Raw genomic sequence first — 17,576 nt, forward strand, 5'->3', positions numbered from 1 at the left:
TCGACCGGCTTGACGCGAGACAGGTGTTCTTGACCTGAAGCTGGCCGAAAATCCCCGTATCACCCAGACCAAGCCGTTGAACGGCACTCCCTCCGTAAGTTGACGCCGCACCAGCACTAAAGGCGAAGGGCCCATGCTCTGGCAAACCGTGCGAGGAAGCCTGGGGATCGCCCTGCTGCTGCTGGTGGCCTGGTTGTTCTCGCAGGATCGGCGGGCGATTCCCTGGCGGCTGATCGGGGTGGCCCTGGCTACGCAGGTGGGGCTCGGTTTGCTCCTGTTCCAGCTGCCATTCGGGCGGGTGGTGTTCTCCTCGCTCAATGGAGCGGTGGTGGCGCTGCTGGCGCCGGCCCGTACGGGCGCTGAATTTGTGTTTGGCCCGCTGGCGGTTCCTGCGGGAGAAGAGGGCAGCCTGGGTTTGATCCTCGCTTTTCAGGCCTTCCCAATTGCGATCTTTTTCGCGTCTCTCACGGCCCTGCTCTATCACCTGGGGGTGATGCAGAGAGTGATTCACACTCTGGCCCGCTTTTTTCGCCGGAGTCTGGGGATCACAGGTGTGGAGGCCACGGCGGCCGCCAGCAATGTGTTCGTGGGAATTGAATCGATGCTCACGATTCGCCCCTATCTGGCCACGGCCCAGCCCCATGAGCTGGCCGTGGTGCTCACCGCTGGCATGGCCACCATCGCCAGCACCATGTTGGGGCTCTATGTGGGTGTGCTCCAGCCCTATTTCCCAGGCATTGCCGGCCATCTGATCACCGCCAACCTGCTCAGTGCCCCGGCGGCGGTGATGATGGCGCGTCTCCTGGTGCCGGCACCACGGAGGCCGGAGACGGTGGCAGGCAGCGCATCGCGGCCGTTGCTGCCGGAGCTGGTGGACGAGGGGCGCTACAGCAGCAGTGTGGAGGCCATCACGCAGGGCGCCAACGACGGCCTCAAGCTGGCGCTGGGCATCACCGCCGTGCTGATCGCCTTCGTGGGGCTGCTCGCCCTGGCCAATGCGGGGGTCGGCTGGATGGGCGGCTGGTTTGGCCAGCCGCAGGTCACGCTGCAATCCCTGCTCGCCTGGCTGTTTCTTCCCTTGGTCTGGATGATCGGGTTGCCCTTCAACGACGCGCTACCAGCCTCGGAACTGCTGGCCCTGCGGCTGGTGGCCACGGAGGTGCCGGCGTTTGTGAGCCTGGCCGGCAGCCTGCAGGCGGGCGAATGGAGCGATCCCCGCTCGGTGGTGATCCTCGCCTATGCACTCTGCGGCTTTGCCCATCTCCCCTCACTGGGGATTTTTGTGGGTGGATTGTCTGCGCTGGCTCCCGAGCAGAAGGGAGTGGTGGGAACCCTCGCCTGGCGCGTGCTGCTGGCTTCCACGCTGGCCTGCTTGCTCACCGGGGCCATGGCCGGCTTGCTGGGCGGATTCACCGGATTTTCCCTGGCCACGTGAGCGGCCTGTGCACAACAAGAACCTGATCAATCGCCAATTCAAGCCATCGGGATGAGCCTCCCCAACAGGCCAGAGATCGTTGCTGGGGCTCCGATGCTTGGATGGCTGGATCTGATTCAGGCAGGGGCCGATGGAATGGCAACAAGGGGCCTTCACGCTCTCCTGTGATCCCGAGCGCATTCAATTGGATGTGGTGCTGGAGTTCCTGCGTCAGTCGTATTGGGCCAGCGGGATCACCACCAGCCAGGTGCAAGTTTCCATACAACATTCGTTGAATTTCAGCCTGTTCCGAGGGCCCGATCAGATCGGCTATGCGCGGGTGGTCAGTGATCGCTCCACCTTCGGCTATCTCACCGATGTGTTTGTGCTGCCGGAGCATCGGGGCCAGGGTCTGGGCAAATGGCTGGTCAGCTGCGTGTTCTCCCACCCCGAGCTGCAGGGGTTTCGCCGTTGGATGCTGGCCACCGAGGATGCCAAAACCCTCTACGCCCGCTATGGCTTCAACGCCTTCGACGACTCCGGCATGATCATGCAGAAGTTCGACCCAGACGCCTACAAGCCCGCCTCCATGCCGCCTGCCGCACAATGACCCATCTCGGGCTGGGGCTGATCCCGCTGGTGGGGCTGTCGATCTCTTTGTCGCAGGTGTTCGCGCTGCTGGCCAATCGGCTCACCCCCCGCCAGATCGCGCTTCAGCTGGTGCTCACTGCCCTGCTGCTGGCGTTGGCGCTGTTGATCGTCTGCCTGCTGGACATGCTGCTGCTGGCGGCGTTCGGTAGCCAGCCGGTGCCGCCCAGCACCTTTGTGAACGCCATGGTGCCCGCCCTCTGGCCTGGCCTCTTCTATGTGCTTGCCGCGGCGCCGTTCATCGGTGATCTCATCGCCGTGGCCATCTGGGCCCTGATCCAGCTCAACGTGATCCTGCTGTTGCACAACTTGTTCGCAGTTCCCTATCAAGAAGCGCTGCTACTCGCCACACCGGGCTATGTGCTCGGCCTGGTGGTGGTGGCGATCCTGTTCCGCCAGAGCTGGAACGCCGGCTACCGCCGCCTGATCGCCGATCTCGATGGCTGAGCCTGGCCCTTCCACTGCCACCACCAACTCCTCCGCCGCGTTCCGTGGCCTGCTGCGCAGCCATCGCCTTGGCCTGCGGGGTCTGGTGGTGGTGCTGCTCGCCGTGGCGATCTGGGTGTCGCTCAGCCTCGGCGTTCTGTTGCCGGTGCTCGGCTCGGTGTTCAGCGGGCCCGACCTGCGTCTGCTGATCAGCGTGGTTGCAGCCCTGCTACTGCTGCTGATCCCCACCGCAGGCATCTATTCGCTGATCGGCCAATACGCCTTCTGGGAAGGCTGGCTCACGGGCCTGCCCAGACCCGCCGACCTGTTTCGATCTGCCCCCTCGCCACCCTCGGCTGCACCAACGCGCTTCCTGGTGTATCTCGATGGCATCCACCAGGTGGAGCGCGACCATCCACCGCGGGTGCTGCGCCTGCTGGAGGAGATCGAGCGGGGCCTCGATCCGGGCACGGTGCTGTTGAAGGGGATGGAGTCGTACACCGTGCTGCCGGTGAAGCTGGCAGACGATCGTGGCAGTGCCTGGCTGTGGCGCCGGCTGTTTGCCCTGCAGGAGGAGCACCCCCTGGCCTGGATCCGCTTTCTCGCCGCCTTCCTGGTGCAGGCCAACAACGTGATCAAGGTGGGCATCTCCTCTGATCGGCGCTACGGACCTATCGCCAATTACCTGCTGGCGCTGAAGATCGTCCACAGCCTGCTGCCGCTTGGCTTCGTAATCGGGCAGCAGCAGCAGCTGGTGCTGCTGGGCTACAGCGGTGGCGGCGAGATGGCGATGGGCGTGGCCGACTATCTCCACCAGCTCAGCCGCAGCCCGATCCGCATCCTCGCCTTCTGCGGGGTGTTCAGCGGCAACCAGCAGCTTGAGCATGTGGAGTCCATTGAGATGGTGGTGGGCAGCCGTGATCCGGTGGCCGCCTTTGGCCGGCTCGCCTACCCCGGCCGCCTGGACTTGCTGCCGCTCTCTCGCTGGAACCAGGCCCGGCGGCGGGGTCAGGTGTCGCAACGGATGCTGCGGGGCATGGGCCACAACGGCGAGTACGGGCCGTTCTCCGATCGCTTCCGCTCTTCCCTGGCCCGCTGCCTGCTCGACCTGCTCAGCCGCCCGGCCTGAGCAGAAAGGGGCTGGAGAGGGGCGCACTGCTACCGATCCGCGCGCTGGCTCCGCCGATGGCCGCCTCCCCGTGGATCGAGAGGTCGAGCGGCAGGCTGCCCAGGGCACGGTCATGGCGCGCCAGGGCCCGTGCGTGGCCGTCGCTCCAGCGGCCTCCTGTGCCGGCCATTGCCCGCGCCTGGGTGCTGGCGCCACGCAGCCGTTCGCGCCAGAGGCCGCTCAGCAGGATCGGGAAGAGGGAGCAGCGATCGCGCATGGCCTGCTGCAGCAGCGCCGTGCTGTCGATGCAGAAGCCGAGGCTGCCGTAACCACCGAGGCTCAGACTCTGCTGCGTGGCGATCCCGTTATGGAGCAAGGCCACCACCTCGCAGAGCTCGATCAGCTCCAGCAGCTCCTCGCCCTCGAAGGGGGCATCCAGATACCGCACCGTGCCGTTGGTGCGGTCGTTCTGCCAGGGGCGATGCAGATCGTTGAGACCTTCCCAGCCGCACAGCCCCTCCGTTCCCTGGTAGTACTGCAGCAGCAGGGGAGCGGCCCCAGCGGGCCGGCACGACGCCAGCTCCAGCTCCAGCTCCAGGCTGCTGTGGGGCAAGAGGATGCGCTGCTCCGGCCGATTGGGCCGTGGCGCAGCGGCCGGATCGAGAAGGCCGGTACGCAGCGGCAACGCCAGGGGCACCTGGGCCCAGCCGCCAGTGGCCAGCGGCAGGCTGGCACCCAGCCCGAAGCTGGCGACGCTGCTGCGCAGACGGGCCCGCACCGTCCAGCCCTGGGCCTGCAGCGCCGCGATCAACGACCGTCCCGTGCGGCAGCCCTCCAGGCTCCAGGCCTGGTCGGTGAGCAGGTTGGCTGCCAGTCGGTTGAAGGCCTGGGCCAGCAGGGCGTTACGCCGCCGGCAGGGTTCGCTCTGCAGAAATGCCAAGCCGGTGTTGCGCAGGCGCAGGCCCCCAGGGGGGTTGGGGCTGCGACCACGATCCCCGGAAACGGTGGCCACAGAAACAGTGGCTTCGAAGTCAGTGGCCGCGTTGGTGGCGGTTAAGGCAGTGGCCATCAACTCGCTGAGGGAGCCAGGCAGCGGCAGGGTGGCGCCGCCCCAGCGGATCGTTTCGGCCCGCCAGCGCTCCAGTGCCGACGGCTCCCGCCCCAGCCCCGTTCGCAGGATGGGCAGTTCGTCCACCAGGGCATGGAGCAGGGCGGGGCTGAGCAACTGGCCCTCCAGCAGCTCCGCCAGCGAGCGCAGCCGGGCGGGAACCTGGGCGGCGCTCAGCCGCCAGCGCTGGGGCAGCATCCACAGCAGCGGCAGGTGGACGCGGTGGCGGAGCGATCGCCCCAGCTGATCGAGAACGTCCTCACGGCTGACGCCCCGCCGCAGCACGGTCTGCTCCAGGGCCTGCTCCAGCCCGAGCAGGGGCACCGGCGAGGGCCAGGCCGGGTCAATCGCCAGGGGATCCGGCGGCGAAGACGACGCCAGCGACACTCCGACCACCAGCGCTCCGCAGCGGATTCCCAGCATGGCGGCGCCGTGCTCCAATTTCAGCGCCAGTCCGTGTCCTGCCGCTTTGGATCGTCGTCACTGGGTGCTGCTGTTCGCCGCCCTGGCCTGCCTGGGCGGGCTCTTCCTCTGGATCGCCGCAATCGACCTGGTTCTCGATGAATCCCTTCCCCCCGCTCCTACGGCCCAGCCGGCCCCGGAACCAGGGGGCTTGAGGAAATGACCAATGCGTCGTTACAGCGAAGCCGTTAAAGCTGATGTGAGAAGCCGGATGAGCCCGCCGCACCGGCAGAGCGTGGCCAGGATTTCAGAAGACCTGGCGGTTGCAAGGAGAGGTGGTGCCGGCATCCCACGGGGCCTGCCTTGCCGCCCGGCAGTTCTCCGCTGAGATAGGCCTCATCCATCTGGATCTTTCCCCGCAGCACGTAAGCGTCTTCCCGCTCACTCATGGCCCGCTGGATCTTTTTATGCAGCAGCCAGGCTGTGTCGTCGTTGACGCCTAAGTGGCGGCTCAGTTCCAGAGAGGAGATCCCCGTTTTGGCCTGACCGATCAGATAGAACGCCAAGAACCAGGTGGTGAGCGGGCTTTCTCCAGCGCCGCCTCACACGGCTCCTCCGTTCCGTAGTGGCACTGGAACTCAGGCAGGGAAAGGTCTTAGTGGAACTGGATACCGCTTCGAGCCATGAGTGGAACAGTATTTGTGTGCTGCTCTAGCCGCGCTGGCTGGGCCCGGCGGAGCAAGCTGGGTCATCAAGTTTGTCCTTTCTGGTGTAGGCAAGTGCCTTCATCGTCCATCGTGAGGATCTTCAGAAAGATCGTTCGGTCTTTCTTTGGATCGACGGATGCGGGCATCAGCCTGCCGAGGATGCAAGCTCGAACCAGGATCAATGGCTACCGTCCCCACCATTGACCCAATCGAGAGGAACCCAGTTTTCAAGGAGCAGGCCGGGAACCTGGGCAAACTCGCGGCTGTTGTTGGTGATCAGCGTGGCCTGCTGGCTCAGGGCATGGGCCGCAATCATCGTGTCGAGAGAGCCGATTGGCGTGCCCCGGCGTTCCAGTTCGGCACGCAGGTCGCCATAGGCCCAGGCGGCGCGCTCATCAAAGGGCTGAAGTGTGAGAGGGGCTAGAAACATCTCCAGGGCCTGGCGGTTGCGCGCTGAACCACTCTTGGCCACACCAAAGGCCAACTCGGCGGCCACCACACTGCACAGACCAATCTCGCCCATCCGGTACTGCTTGAAGCGCGCCAGCACTGACGCTGGCCTGGCATTGATGATGTAAATGCAGATGTTGGTATCGAGCAAGATCATGGGCTGAAGGCTTCCCGGATCTGTATCTCGGGTTGCTCGCGCTTGAGCTCAAAGCCAGGCTCGAAGGCCTCCAACGCGGCCTCCATGGTTTGCCAGGGGTCGTCGATGGGCAGCAGCAGCACGCCACTACCGAAGTGCTTCACCACCACCTCGCTACCGCTGAAGCGGTACTCCTTCGGTAGACGCACCGCCTGGCTGCGGCCCGATTGAAAGAGCTTGGCAGTGTCCATGGCAGGGCTCTGATCGGGTAGTGACCCACGATAGATACCAAGGCTGGAAATTGGCTCCTAGCGACAGGGCCAGCCGTGAACACGGACAGGCGCCCTTATTCAAGGTAAGCCCCTTGCTCTTTAATAGAATGCAAGCCTGTTCAAGGTTCTCGAAGCAGCCCCATGCAGCGTGACGACGCGGGCCGCTATGAGGTCACCAGCGCGGCTGGTGAGTCCGTTCGAGCCTTTGTGCCGGCGCCGTTGCCGCCGGATCCACCCGTGCTGCTCGAGGGTGCTCTCCAGGCGCTGCATGAGCGGGCGCTGCTGGCTTGCGGGCGCCTGGACGGGGTCTCAGCCCTGCTGCCGGATCAGGCCCTGTTTCTCTACGCCTATGTGCGGCGGGAGGCCCTGCTGTCCTCCCAGATCGAGGGCACCCAGTCCTCGCTCTCTGACCTCCTGCTGTTTGAGCTGGAGGAGGCCCCCGGCGTTCCCACAGGCGATGTGGTCGAGGTTTCCAGCTACGTGGCGGGGCTTGAGCACGGCGTGGCACGGCTGCGGGAGGGCTTCCCGCTCTCCTCCCGCTTGCTGCGGGAGATCCACGCCCGGCTGCTGGCCAGGGGTCGCGGGGCCGATCGGCTGCCCGGGGAGTTTCGCCGTAGCCAGAACTGGATCGGCGGAACCCGCCCCGGTAACGCCAACTTCGTGCCTCCGCCACCTGGCCTGGTGGAGGCCTGCATGGGCCAGCTCGAGCAGTTCATCCATGGCACGCCTGGCGGGGCCCATGCCCTGCCTGTGCTGGTGCGGGCCGCTCTGGCCCATGTGCAGTTCGAAACCATCCACCCCTTCCTCGACGGCAATGGCCGACTGGGCCGGCTGCTGATCGTGTTGATGCTGATCGATGCCGAGGTTCTGCAGCTGCCACTTCTCTATCTCAGTTTGTTCTTCAAGCAGCACCGCAGCCGCTACTACGACCTACTCAATGGCGTGCGCCAGAACGGCGACTGGGAGGCCTGGATCGATTTCTTCCTGGAGGGCGTCGAGAGCACGGCGACAGCCGCTGTGACAACGGCCCAGCGGCTGCTGGCGTTATTCTGCTCCGACGAAGCCCGTTTGAGCGGGATGGGGCGATCCGGCCCCAGCGTTCGCCAGGTTTATGCGGCCCTCTGCCGGCGGGCACTGAACAGCATCGGCCAGCTCAGCGCCGCCTGTGACCTGAGCTTTCCCACCACGGGCAAAGCCCTGGAAAGACTGGTGGCACTCGGTATCGCGCGGGAAAGCACCGGCGGCCAGCGCAATCGCCTTTTTGCCTACGACGCCTATCTGGCGATCCTCAGCGAGGGCGCGGAGCCGCTTTGACCCAGCCAGGGGTCGAAGGCAGGCACAGGATTGGCCTAATCATTTGACTAATGGTGGTCGATCCGGGCCGATTTGCCTAGTTCTTTGCCTAACGGCGGCGGTGGGCGGGAGTCGAGTTTACGGCCTTGACTTACGTGAAAACCCCTGTAGCGACTGGGCTTTAGAAGCACGGGGCTGGCGGGACTCGAACCCACGACCTACGGTTTAGGAAACCGTCGCTCTATCCGGCTGAGCTACAGCCCCCAGGTGGTCATTATCAGCCTCGGACGCTCCCAGCCGCTGGCCCGCGCGGTTGACACTCGGCTGCTCCTTCCTCTCTCGACCTTTCCGTTGAAGCAGGCTGGCACCCCGGCCTAAAGTCTGGGGTTGAAAGCAGGCGAGGTGGTCGCAATCGGAGTGGAACATTGGCCTGCGGGTCGGTGGACTGGGTCCGGTTGAGGAAAGTCCGGGCTCCCCAATGGCCAGGCCTGCTGGGTAACGCCCAGTGCGGGCGACCGTGAGGACAGTGCCACAGAAACACACCGCCGATGGCTCCGGGTTCGCCCGCTGCACAGGTAAGGGTGCAAGGGTGCGGTAAGAGCGCACCAGCAGCATCGAGAGGTGCTGGCTCGGTAAACCCCGGCTGGGAGCAAGGCCCAGGGACAACGGTTGGCCATGACACCCGTCCCGACACAAGTGCGCCGCTCGAGGCCGTTGGTAACAGCGGTCCCAGATAGATGATCGCCCCGGCAGGCTTCGGCCTGCCGAACAGAACCCGGCTTACGTCCTGCTTTCACCCCATTCCCGCGCCCCGCTCGCCTGCGCATGCCCCCAACGCGCTCCCAGCTGATCAGCTTTCTCGCTGAGATCGGCGTGCTCGAAGCGGCTGGGCCCGAGCCAGGCGCGCTCCCGCCGATTGAGCCCGATCTGGCGCCGATCGAGGAGGCCCTCACCCACAGCTCGGCTGGTCTGGCCTGGAACCACGAACGGCTCGAATTCCTCGGGGATGCCGTGCTGCGCCTGGCCGCCTCGGAGTATCTCCAGCAGCACCATCCCGAGCTCAGCGTTGGCGCCTGCTCGGAATTGCGCGCCCAGATCGTCTCCGATCGCTGGCTGGCGGAACTGGGCGCAACCTGCGGCATCGACCGGGTGGTGCGCCTGGGGCCACTGGCCATCGGCGACCAGGCCGCCAGCCGCACGATCCGCGCTGAATCCTGCGAAGCTCTGGTGGGCGGGCTCTACGAGGCCTGGGGCAACCTGCGGGCGGTGCACCGCTGGCTGGCCCCCCACTGGAAGCGCAGCATCGCCGAACTGCTCGCCGATCCCCATCGCCACAACTGGAAATCGGGCCTGCAGGAATGGAGCCAGGCCGAAGCCCGGGGACTGCCCAACTACCGGGTGGAGGAGCGCAGCCAGCTCCATGGCGATCCCCGTCGCTTCCACTGCTGGGTGGAACTCGAAGGCAAGCGCCTGGCCGAGGGCTGGGGGGGATCGCGACGGGAGTCTGAGCAGCAGGCGGCCCGGGCTGCCTTGGCCGGAATCGAGCTGCCGGTGTCAACTCAGCCCTGATCGAGGGCGCTGAGCGGAATCGTGACGAGCTTGTCCCAGTTGCCGCCCTCGAAGAAGACCGCAGCCCTCGCTCCGCTGATCCGCTGCACGAAACCGCGGTAGCCGTTGTAGATCGAGCGGCCGTCACGCACGGTCACGGTGCTGCCCGGCAGGATCGGCAGGTCAGACGCAGCCATCAAATCGATGCATCGGGTTCGTCCATTATCGAGCCTGGAAGCTGAAAATGGTTGATGGACAGCGGCGATCAAGCGGCGACGGGCGCAGGGGCGGGCTCAGCGAAAGGCACAGTGGCGGGCTCAGAGGAAGACGAGTGGCTGGTGGTGGGCCGCGTCGTCGGGGCCCAGGGCCTGCAGGGTGAACTGCGCATGCTGCCCCGCACCGATTTCCCGGCACGGTTCACCCGGCCTGGCCGTCGCTGGTTGCGCCACAAGCGCGAAACGCCGCGGCAGGTGCAGTTGCTCAGCGGCCGTCAGCTGCCTGGCCGGGAGCTGTTCATCGTGCGCTTTGAGGGCATCCACAGCCGCGAGGCGGCCGAAGCCCTGGTCGACCATGACCTGCTGGTGAGCGCGGAGGATCGCCCTCCCCTGGCCGAAGGTGAATTCCACCTGCTCGACCTCCAGGGACTGGCCGTGCGGCTCGCGCCGGAGGGCACCGTGATCGGAACAGTGGTCGACCTGATCCACGCCGGCAACGACCTCTTGGAAGTGGAACTGATCGCCCCCGAGAGCCACGAGCAGCCCCCAGAGCCAACCCAGGATTCCGGCCAAGCTGCCGGCAAAACTTCTGGCAAGACGTCCGCGAAAACGTCCGCCAAGCTCCGTCGCGTCTTGATCCCGTTTGTGCTGCCGATCGTGCCGCGGGTCAACGTCGGCGAGGGTTGGCTGGAGATCACGCCGCCACCAGGGCTGCTCGACCAATAAGCAACGAGATTTCCGGACTATTTTTGCCTTCATCAACCTCGGCGCGATGCGGATGTTCCGACCATGAGCCCAGCTGCCTCCCTGGTGCCGGTCATCCTCTGTGGCGGCACCGGTACCCGCCTCTGGCCGCTCTCACGCGCCTCCTATCCCAAGCAGTACTGGCCCCTGGCCGGCCTGGGCGAAGAAACCCTGCTGCAGCAGACCCAGCAGCGGCTCGAAGGGCTCGCCAATCTGGGCGCCCCGTTGCTGATCTGCAACGAGGATCACCGCTTCATCGTCGCTGAGCAGATGCGGCAGATCGGTGTGGATCCCGCCGCCATCCTGCTGGAGCCGATCGGCCGCAACACGGCTCCGGCGATCGCGGTGGCGGCCCTCCATGCCACGGCCTTTGGCGACGACCCCCTGTTGCTCGTGCTCGCCGCCGACCACGTGATCCGCGACGCTGCCCGTTTTCGCGCCACCGTCGAAGCCGGCCGCGCCGCCGCCGAAGCCGGCCAGCTGGTCACCTTCGGCATCGTGCCCACCGCCCCTGAAACCGGCTACGGCTACATCGAGGCGGTCGAGCCGTTGCCAGCCCGGCTCGCCGACTCCGGGGCCATCCCGCCGCCGGTGCCGATCGCCCGCTTTGTTGAGAAACCCGATGCCGCCACGGCCGAGCAGTTCCTCTCCACCGGCCGCTTCACCTGGAACAGCGGCATGTTCTTGTTTCGGGCCAGCGCCATCCTGGCTGAGCTTGAACGGCTCTCTCCTGAGCTGGTCAGCAGTTGCCGCGCCGCCCTCGATCACGACAGCGCCGATCTCGAGTTTCTGCGGCTGGAGCGCGAGGCCTTTGCGCGCTGCGCCAACGTGGCGATCGATGTGGCGGTGATGGAGCGCACCCTGCTGGGGTCTGTGTTGCCCCTGGAGGCGGGCTGGAGCGATGTGGGCAGCTGGAAAGCGCTCTGGGAAACCGCCGATCAGGATTCCGCCGGCAACGTCTTGCGGGGGCGGGTGATCAGCGAGGGCAGCCGCAACTGTTACCTGCGCAGCGAGCATCGCCTGGTGGTGGGCCTCGGCGTCGATGATCTGGTGGTGATCGAAACCGATGACGCCGTGCTCGTTGCCCACCGCGACCGGGCCCAGGAGGTCAAGACGATCGTTCGCCAGCTTGAAGCCGCCGGTGCCTCTGAAGGCAAGGCCCACCGCCGCATCTACCGGCCCTGGGGCCACTACGACGGCGTGGTCGAAGGGGAGCGCTGGCAGGTGAAGAAGATCCTGGTGAAACCTGGGGCCTGCCTGTCGCTGCAGATGCACCATCACCGCGCCGAGCACTGGGTAGTGGTCAAGGGCACGGCCGTAGTTGAAAAGGACGGGGTCGAGGAGTTGGTGGGCGAGAACGAAAGCACCTACATCCCGCTTGGCTCCAGGCATCGCCTGTCCAACCCAGGCAAGATCCCGGTGGAGCTGATCGAGGTGCAGAGCGGCCCCTATCTTGGCGAAGACGACATCGTCCGTTTTGAAGATCGCTATGGCCGCAGCGACGTCCAGGCCAGCTCAGCGCGCCAGCACCCGGCCGATCACAGCGGCCTGCTCGAAGCCACTGGCCCTTAGCTCCCCTAGCGCGGCGGCGGCCCGCTCGGCTGGCAAGGCCGCCAGCAACGGGCCGCAGGTCTGGGGATCGATCAGCAGCTCTTTGAGCAGCTCCGGCTGTTGTGCTGGCGGTCTGAACCGCACCAGCCCGCACTCCAGCCATCCCAGCGCCTGCCGGTTGGATGGCGCCAGGCTGCTGGAGAAGCCATCGGCCAGCAGCGCCCAGACACCTGGCAGGACCGCAATCGCCTCCCCATCGAGCTCAACGGTCAGCTCCCCGGCGGCGAGCATTTCGCCCAGGTGGCCCAGCAGCCCGAAACCGGTGATGTCGGTGCAGGCCGTGCAGCCGTGGGCGGCCAGCTGCTCCACCAGCACCGCCTGGCTCTGCTGCATCACGGTCAGGGCCTGATCGATCCAGCTGGCGCCGGCGCCGCCGGCCATGGCCGCGGCGAACAGCACTCCCGTGCCGATCGGTCGCGTGAGGATCAGGGCATCGCCGGCCCGGAGGCCGCCCTTGGCCCAGAAGCGGCAGGCCGGGGTGCTGCCGTTGACGCAGAGGGCCAGACTCAGCCCTTCGCCAGCCTGTAGCTGCTGCAGGGTGTGGCCGCCCAGCAGCTCGGCGCCAAGGTCGTCGAGCACCGAGCGCACCCCGGCCAGGGTCTGCAGCAGCAGGTCTTCCTGGAGTGAATCGGCCGCTCGGGGCAGGGTCACCAGGGCCTGGGCACTCTCCACCCGGCCGCCGCAGGCCCAGAGGTCCGAGCAGGCATGCAGGGTGGTGAGGCGGCCATTCAGCCAGGGATCGTCCACCAGGGCGGGGAAGCCATCGAGGCTCTGCAGCAGCCGGGAGCCATCGGCTGCGGCCGCGATGATCACCGCGTCTTCGGCGGTTTGTGCGGTTGCGATCCCGCCTGACTGGCCTCCGGCCAGGCCGGCCAGCCGCGCCAGGGCACGCGAGAGGGGCGCGGCCGGCAATTTGGCCGCACAGCCTCGGCAGGGCATGGCGATAGCCGACTGGCCGGCCTGGCCCATTGCCGCCACGTCTTCGAAGCCGTCCATGAAGCGCTGATCGAGGTGTGCTTTCCAGCGCCACAGCCAGCGGCTCGGGCCCACGGCCAGGGGCCCCCAGAACGCGACCGCCCTGGGTTGAGCGGCCTTGTGTCCTGCCGTATTTCCAGGGCCGGCGCCGAGCAGCCGCAAAGCCTGCCGCTGGGGACGCCAGCGGCGCAGAGGCGTGCCAGCCGGGCTCAAGCTGCGGCGCAGATTGGTCGCCAGCACGGGTGCGGCGCGCACCGCCCACACCCCGCTGGGCGGGCGCGGTGCCGTTCGGATCAGGCCGCAGTCGCCGCTGGCGAAAATCGCCGTTTGGCCCTCCACCTGCAGGCTGGATTCGGTCCACACGCGGCCGCTGGCCGGATCGGTGGCCAGACCGGCGGCCGCCAGCCAGGCCGGTGCCCGGCTGCCCGTGCAGAGCACCCGCTGGGTTTCGGGCTCGGCGGCTCCGATGCGGATGCCCGCGGCGGCCAGCAGCCTTTCGCCGCAACGGTTCGCTGCCGCTGAGCCCAGCTGCAGGCCCGTGGGCCGCGGCTCGATCGCCAACGACCGCCCCGGGCCGAAGCGCCTGCGCAGGGCGAGGGCCACCTCCAGCCCGGCCGCCCCTCCCCCCAGTACCGCCAACGCGGCGGAGCTGGAATCCTGGGCGTCACACCAGCCCAGAAAGGGCTCCAACGGCTTGATGGCGATGTCCCGGCCACAGCCGTCGCCTCTGCCGTCGCCTCCGCAGCGCGCCGGGGCAGGGGCGCTCACAGCCCCGACATCAAGGCTGAGTCGGTCCCAGCGCAAGGGGGGGCGTCCCGCCAGCTGCAGCTCCTGCCTCGTCAGGTCCAGGCCGGTGATCTCGGCGCAGACGAAGCTCACCCCCGCCTGTGCGCAGAGCCGGCGCAGATCAATGCTGCAGGCCTCCCGGGCATAGAGCCCGGCGATCAGGCCAGGCACCATGCCGCTGTAGAGGGCGCTGCTGCTGCGGCTCACCAGGGTGATCAGGGCGTGGGCAGGAGGGCCGCTTCTGCTGTTACCCCTGGCTCTGGCCATGGCCCAGGTGCGCAACACCAGGGCGTGGCTGTGACCACCCCCGGCCAGCACCAGGTGGTGGGTGGGCGGGGTGGTGGACCTCAATAGCCGGCGGGATTGGCCCGCTGCCAGGCCCAGCCATCGCGGCAGATGTCATCGAGTCCGCGCTGGGTGCGCCAGCCGAGGCGTTCGCCGGCCAGGGCGGGATCCGCCACCGTGATCGCCACATCGCCCGGCCGCCGCGCCACCAGTCGGTGGGCGATCGGGTGACCGCAGGCCCGCTCAAAGGCGTGCACCAGCTCCAGCACCGAATGGCCCTGGCCGCTGCCGAGGTTGAGGATGAGGTGCTGGGGCGCCTCGGCGAGCAGGACGTCGAGGGCGGCGCGGTGACCCTCAGCCAGATCCATCACGTGGATGTAGTCGCGCACGCCGGTGCCATCGGCGGTGGGCCAGTCATGGCCGAAGACCTCGAGATGGGGCCGCCGCCCCACCGCCACCTGGGTGAGGAAGGGAAAGAGATTGTTGGGATGGCCGCCGGGGTCTTCGCCGATGCGGCCACTGGGGTGGGAGCCCACCGGATTGAAATAGCGCAGGCAGGCGATGCGCCAGCCGTCTTCGCTGGCCGCCACATCGGCCAGCAGCCGCTCGGCGGCGGCCTTGCTGTGGCCATAGGGATTGACCGGTCGCAGCGGCGCCGTTTCCGGGATGGGCACCGTTTCCGGCAGGCCGTAGAGGGTGGCGCTGCTGCTGAACACGATCGTGCGGCAGCCCGCCTTCGCCATCGCCATCAGCAGCCGCTGGGTGCCGCAGACATTGACATCCCAGTAACGGAGCGGATCAGCCACCGATTCCGCCACGGCCTTGAGGCCGGCGAAATGAATCACCGCGTCGATCGGCACGCTGCCGCCGAAGGCCCGCGCCAGGGCTGCGGGATCGCGGATGTCCCCCTCGATCACCTCCAGCCGATCGCCTGCGTCTGCGCCGGCCAGCTCGGCCACCCGGCGCAGCGCTTTGGGAGAGCCGTTGGAAAAATCATCCAGCACCACCAGCCGGTGGCAGGCCTCCAGCAACACCAGAGCGGTGTGACTGCCGATGAAGCCCGCTCCCCCGGTGATCAGCAGGGTGGGCATGGCTGGATTGGCACAACACCATTGAGCCTAACAAGCGATTGCCGATCTCCTTGCTGTTTATCTAAAGCCGTGGCCATAAATCAAGCATTTTTGCAGTTAATAAAAAGCAGCAGATCCTTGCCAAGGAAGTAACCAATGCTGGACATCTGCGCCAAGTTCAAGCCTGGTTCAAGCCAAAGCTCCAATCTGGTTCAGGCCAGGCGCAGATCGAGCGTCCGGCAGCCTCCAGCTGGCTCCGGCCAGTCCGCTGCATCGCTGGCCCAGGGGGGCGCTGCCTCTTCACTGCTTTCTGCCGCGGCCGCTTCCTGCGAAGGGCTCAACGGCTGAAAAGCATCCCCTGCCTCGCCCGTGCCATCGAGCACGAAGCGCGCTGGGAGATCCTGCAGGTCTGGGTTGCCTTCAATGGCCAACTGCAGGGGCAGGTGGGGCTCAATGCAGGGATGCAGCGAGGGGTAGAGGCTGCTGTGCCGGTAGCGCAGCCCCAGCCAGCCGTCGCCGAGGGGCAGCACCCGGCCGTTGAGGCGCAGGCGGTGGTTGGCGAGAAACGCTGCATTGGCCTTGATTTCCAGGCGCTGCAGCGAACTGTCCACGAAGCGGCTCGTGCTGCCGCCCTCCACCGGGGTGTCGCAGAGCAGGGGCCAGGGCTCCAGGGCCCGGCGGATCTCCAGGCTGGCTCCGTCGCGCTGCCAATCGAGCAACAGCGGAAAGCGCCACTCCCAGATCTGGCGGAACGGAGCCGTCTCAAGCGGCAGTCCATCGCCGCCGAGGCGGGCAATCAGGCCTTCAAGGTCACTCCAGAGGGCGGCGGGGAGAAGGAATTCGTCGTGGAGCCGCTCACCGAACGGCTCCAGACCGCTTGGACGATGGCTGGGCTCCAGCAGGTGGGCCGCCAGCGCGGTCCAGAGCAGGGCGATCGTGGCGGTCCATTGCGGCTGCGGCAGGCTTTCGATCGCCCGGAATTCGATCAGGCCCTGGCAGCCGCCGCCCCAGGCGGGATTCCAGAATTTGTCGAAGCTGATTTCACTGCGGTGGGTGTTGCCGCTGCGATCGGCGTGGATGTGGCGCAGGGTTTCGCTGATCAGTTGGCGTTGATCGCCCTCCGGCAGCGCTTCGATTGCGGTGTGGGCCAGGGTCAGATCGAGGCGGCTGGCGCTGCCTTCATCGAGCCGGGGTGACTGCGAGGCCGGACCGACCGAACGGTTGCCGAACAGATAGGACAGGCTGGGGTGGTGCTGCCAGAACCGCAGGATTCCAATCAGCCAGGCGGGCCTGCCGAAGAATGGGTTCTGCTCCAGGCTTGGTCCGCCCCAGAGCAGGTGATTGCCACCGCCGGTGCCCTCGATCGAGTTGCCGTTGCGCTTCCAGGAACGCAGTCCAACCAGCGCGCCGACGGTATCGAGGGTGTGGATCCAGCCGGCGTACTCGCCCCAGCTGTGGCAGACCGGCAGGTTCACCTCCAGCACACCGGGATCGGCCGTCAGGCCGAGCACCTGCCAGTGGCCGTCCATGTCGATCGGCAAGACGCCGCTCAGCTCCGGCCGACTCCAGCCGGCACTGGCCGTGGCGATCACCTCCAGCAGTTGTTGCAGCGGCTGGCGGGCCAGGGGAGGGAGGAACAGGGTCCAGCCATCGGCTGTGATCTCCAGGGTGAGCACCTGGCGCAGCACGCCCTCCGGGAAGGATTGGAGCGGCAGGCGCAGGCCGGCGGGCCCCGTGGCCATCAACAGGTTGCGCAGCTCCTTGGCCAGGGGCCAGCGGGCCGCCTGCCAGCCGGGCGGCTCAGCGGCCTCGGCCGGATCCTCCGGTTCGCTGATGTGGCAGAGCGCCGCGGCCCAGACCCGGCTGTCAGCGGCGAGGGGATCGCGCAGCTTGAGCGGGTGCAGGCGGCAGCCCAGGGCCGTACCGATCGCCTCGAGAAAGGCCTCGGCCTGCTTGGCAGGCAGGGGTTTGGCCTTCTTGAGCTTCTTCGGTCGTCCCTTGGCCGGGGAGGAGGCGGGATCGGCATCCTGGGGCCAGTGCACCACTGGCGTGGCGTCGGGCCCGGTGATCAGCCGCAACGCCCAGCGCGGATTGACTTCGCCGTCGTAACGCTTGCCCGGGCAATACATCAAGGTGCTGCCAGGCCAGACCCTGAGACGCAGCTCCTGGGCCAGGGCGCGGGCGTAGGTGAGTTTGGTCGGCCCATCGGCTGCCACCGTCCATTCGGCGCCTGTCGGCTCAAAGGGCACATAGGTGGGCTCACCGCCGAGGGTGAGGCTGATGCCGGCCGCCTGCAGCCGGACCTCGGCGGCAGCAGCGGTTGCTTCCATCCAGTCCCCGGTCTTGGCCATCGACGGCGCCAGTTCGGTGATCAGCAT

16 protein-coding genes, 1 tRNA gene, 1 other RNA gene and 1 pseudogene are annotated in these 17,576 nt (G+C 67.1%); 10 read left to right on the forward strand and 9 right to left on the reverse strand.

The genetic code is table 11. The annotated features are described in order from the left end of the window. Window positions 1-133: 133 nt before the first annotated feature. From BM449_RS07030 to BM449_RS07045, 4 genes are all read left to right on the forward strand, one after another. Window positions 134-1,435, forward strand: coding sequence for a nucleoside transporter C-terminal domain-containing protein (locus tag BM449_RS07030; protein ID WP_071800642.1), 1,302 nt, complete (start codon window positions 134-136; stop codon window positions 1,433-1,435). A 130-nt stretch (window positions 1,436-1,565) separates the two neighbouring features. Beyond that, window positions 1,566-2,024 (forward strand): GNAT family N-acetyltransferase, encoded by a 459-nt coding sequence (locus tag BM449_RS07035; RefSeq protein WP_071800643.1) that lies wholly within the window; start codon window positions 1,566-1,568, stop codon window positions 2,022-2,024. Continuing rightward, on the forward strand, window positions 2,021-2,509 hold the full coding sequence (locus BM449_RS07040; RefSeq protein ID WP_071800644.1) for a hypothetical protein: 489 nt from the start codon (window positions 2,021-2,023) through the stop codon (window positions 2,507-2,509). The genes BM449_RS07035 and BM449_RS07040 overlap by 4 nt, the downstream gene beginning before the upstream one ends. Beyond that, a complete protein-coding gene (locus BM449_RS07045) occupies window positions 2,502-3,617 on the forward strand; it encodes an alpha/beta hydrolase (RefSeq protein WP_071800645.1) in 1,116 nt (371 codons plus the stop codon). The genes BM449_RS07040 and BM449_RS07045 overlap by 8 nt, the downstream gene beginning before the upstream one ends. Here the strand turns inward: BM449_RS07045 and BM449_RS07050 are convergent. After that, a complete protein-coding gene (locus BM449_RS07050; protein WP_071802061.1) occupies window positions 3,601-5,127 on the reverse strand; it encodes a hypothetical protein in 1,527 nt (508 codons plus the stop codon). The genes BM449_RS07045 and BM449_RS07050 overlap by 17 nt on opposite strands. On the opposite strand from BM449_RS07050, the gene BM449_RS14975 reads away from it, so the two are divergent. Continuing rightward, on the forward strand, window positions 5,126-5,329 hold the full coding sequence (locus tag BM449_RS14975) for a hypothetical protein (RefSeq protein ID WP_145536879.1): 204 nt from the start codon (window positions 5,126-5,128) through the stop codon (window positions 5,327-5,329). The genes BM449_RS07050 and BM449_RS14975 overlap by 2 nt on opposite strands. 133 nt (window positions 5,330-5,462) lie before the next feature. Here the strand turns inward: BM449_RS14975 and BM449_RS14665 are convergent. The 3 genes and pseudogenes from BM449_RS14665 to vapB form a co-directional block, all read right to left on the reverse strand. After that, window positions 5,463-5,752: pseudogene (locus tag BM449_RS14665) on the reverse strand (IS1595 family transposase); the annotation flags it as partial. Between the two features lie 239 nt (window positions 5,753-5,991). Then, complete coding sequence (locus BM449_RS07060) at window positions 5,992-6,420, reverse strand: type II toxin-antitoxin system VapC family toxin (RefSeq protein ID WP_071800647.1); 429 nt, start codon at window positions 6,418-6,420, stop codon at window positions 5,992-5,994. Next, window positions 6,417-6,650, reverse strand: a complete 234-nt coding sequence (gene vapB, locus BM449_RS07065) for a type II toxin-antitoxin system VapB family antitoxin (RefSeq protein WP_071800648.1) — start codon at window positions 6,648-6,650, stop codon at window positions 6,417-6,419. Before vapB ends, BM449_RS07060 begins: the two co-directional genes overlap by 4 nt. A gap of 162 nt (window positions 6,651-6,812) precedes the next feature. Between vapB and BM449_RS07070 the strand changes: the two genes are divergently transcribed. Next, a complete protein-coding gene (locus BM449_RS07070) occupies window positions 6,813-7,985 on the forward strand; it encodes a Fic family protein (protein WP_071800649.1) in 1,173 nt (390 codons plus the stop codon). Between the two features lie 169 nt (window positions 7,986-8,154). Here the strand turns inward: BM449_RS07070 and BM449_RS07075 are convergent. Then, a tRNA-Arg gene (locus BM449_RS07075) sits at window positions 8,155-8,228 on the reverse strand. A gap of 125 nt (window positions 8,229-8,353) precedes the next feature. Between BM449_RS07075 and rnpB the strand changes: the two genes are divergently transcribed. Together rnpB and rnc are read left to right on the forward strand one after the other, a co-directional pair. Further along, an RNA gene (gene rnpB / locus BM449_RS07080) (RNase P RNA component class A) lies at window positions 8,354-8,763 on the forward strand. Window positions 8,764-8,789: 26 nt separating this feature from the next. Beyond that, the gene (gene rnc, locus BM449_RS07085; protein ID WP_071800650.1) at window positions 8,790-9,533 is read left to right on the forward strand and encodes a ribonuclease III; all 744 of its coding nucleotides are present in this window, start codon (window positions 8,790-8,792) and stop codon (window positions 9,531-9,533) included. Here the strand turns inward: rnc and BM449_RS07090 are convergent. Then, window positions 9,524-9,709 carry an NAD(P)H dehydrogenase subunit NdhS gene (locus tag BM449_RS07090; protein ID WP_071800651.1) on the reverse strand — a complete coding sequence of 62 codons (186 nt, stop codon included), beginning with the start codon at window positions 9,707-9,709 and terminating at the stop codon, window positions 9,524-9,526. The two genes, rnc and BM449_RS07090, sit on opposite strands and share 10 nt — an antisense overlap. A gap of 111 nt (window positions 9,710-9,820) precedes the next feature. On the opposite strand from BM449_RS07090, the gene rimM reads away from it, so the two are divergent. Together rimM and BM449_RS07100 are read left to right on the forward strand one after the other, a co-directional pair. Beyond that, entirely contained in the window at window positions 9,821-10,453 is a 633-nt protein-coding gene (rimM, locus tag BM449_RS07095) for a ribosome maturation factor RimM (protein ID WP_071802062.1), read from the forward strand. A 63-nt stretch (window positions 10,454-10,516) separates the two neighbouring features. Beyond that, a complete protein-coding gene (locus BM449_RS07100) occupies window positions 10,517-12,043 on the forward strand; it encodes a mannose-1-phosphate guanylyltransferase/mannose-6-phosphate isomerase (RefSeq protein ID WP_071800652.1) in 1,527 nt (508 codons plus the stop codon). On the opposite strand, the gene selD is transcribed toward BM449_RS07100, so the two are convergent. The 3 genes from selD to BM449_RS07115 all read right to left on the reverse strand — a co-directional run bounded on the left by selD (window position 11,987) and on the right by BM449_RS07115 (window position 17,576). Beyond that, window positions 11,987-14,194, reverse strand: coding sequence for a selenide, water dikinase SelD (gene selD, locus BM449_RS07105; RefSeq protein WP_071800653.1), 2,208 nt, complete (start codon window positions 14,192-14,194; stop codon window positions 11,987-11,989). The two genes, BM449_RS07100 and selD, sit on opposite strands and share 57 nt — an antisense overlap. Further along, entirely contained in the window at window positions 14,191-15,219 is a 1,029-nt protein-coding gene (galE, locus tag BM449_RS07110) for a UDP-glucose 4-epimerase GalE (protein ID WP_071800654.1), read from the reverse strand. The genes selD and galE overlap by 4 nt, the downstream gene beginning before the upstream one ends. 191 nt (window positions 15,220-15,410) lie before the next feature. Then, window positions 15,411-17,576, reverse strand: a complete 2,166-nt coding sequence (locus BM449_RS07115) for a transglutaminase family protein (RefSeq protein WP_071800655.1) — start codon at window positions 17,574-17,576, stop codon at window positions 15,411-15,413.

It is taken from the genome of Synechococcus sp. SynAce01, from assembly GCF_001885215.1.
GTDB classification, from domain to species: domain Bacteria; phylum Cyanobacteriota; class Cyanobacteriia; order PCC-6307; family Cyanobiaceae; genus Regnicoccus; species Regnicoccus frigidus.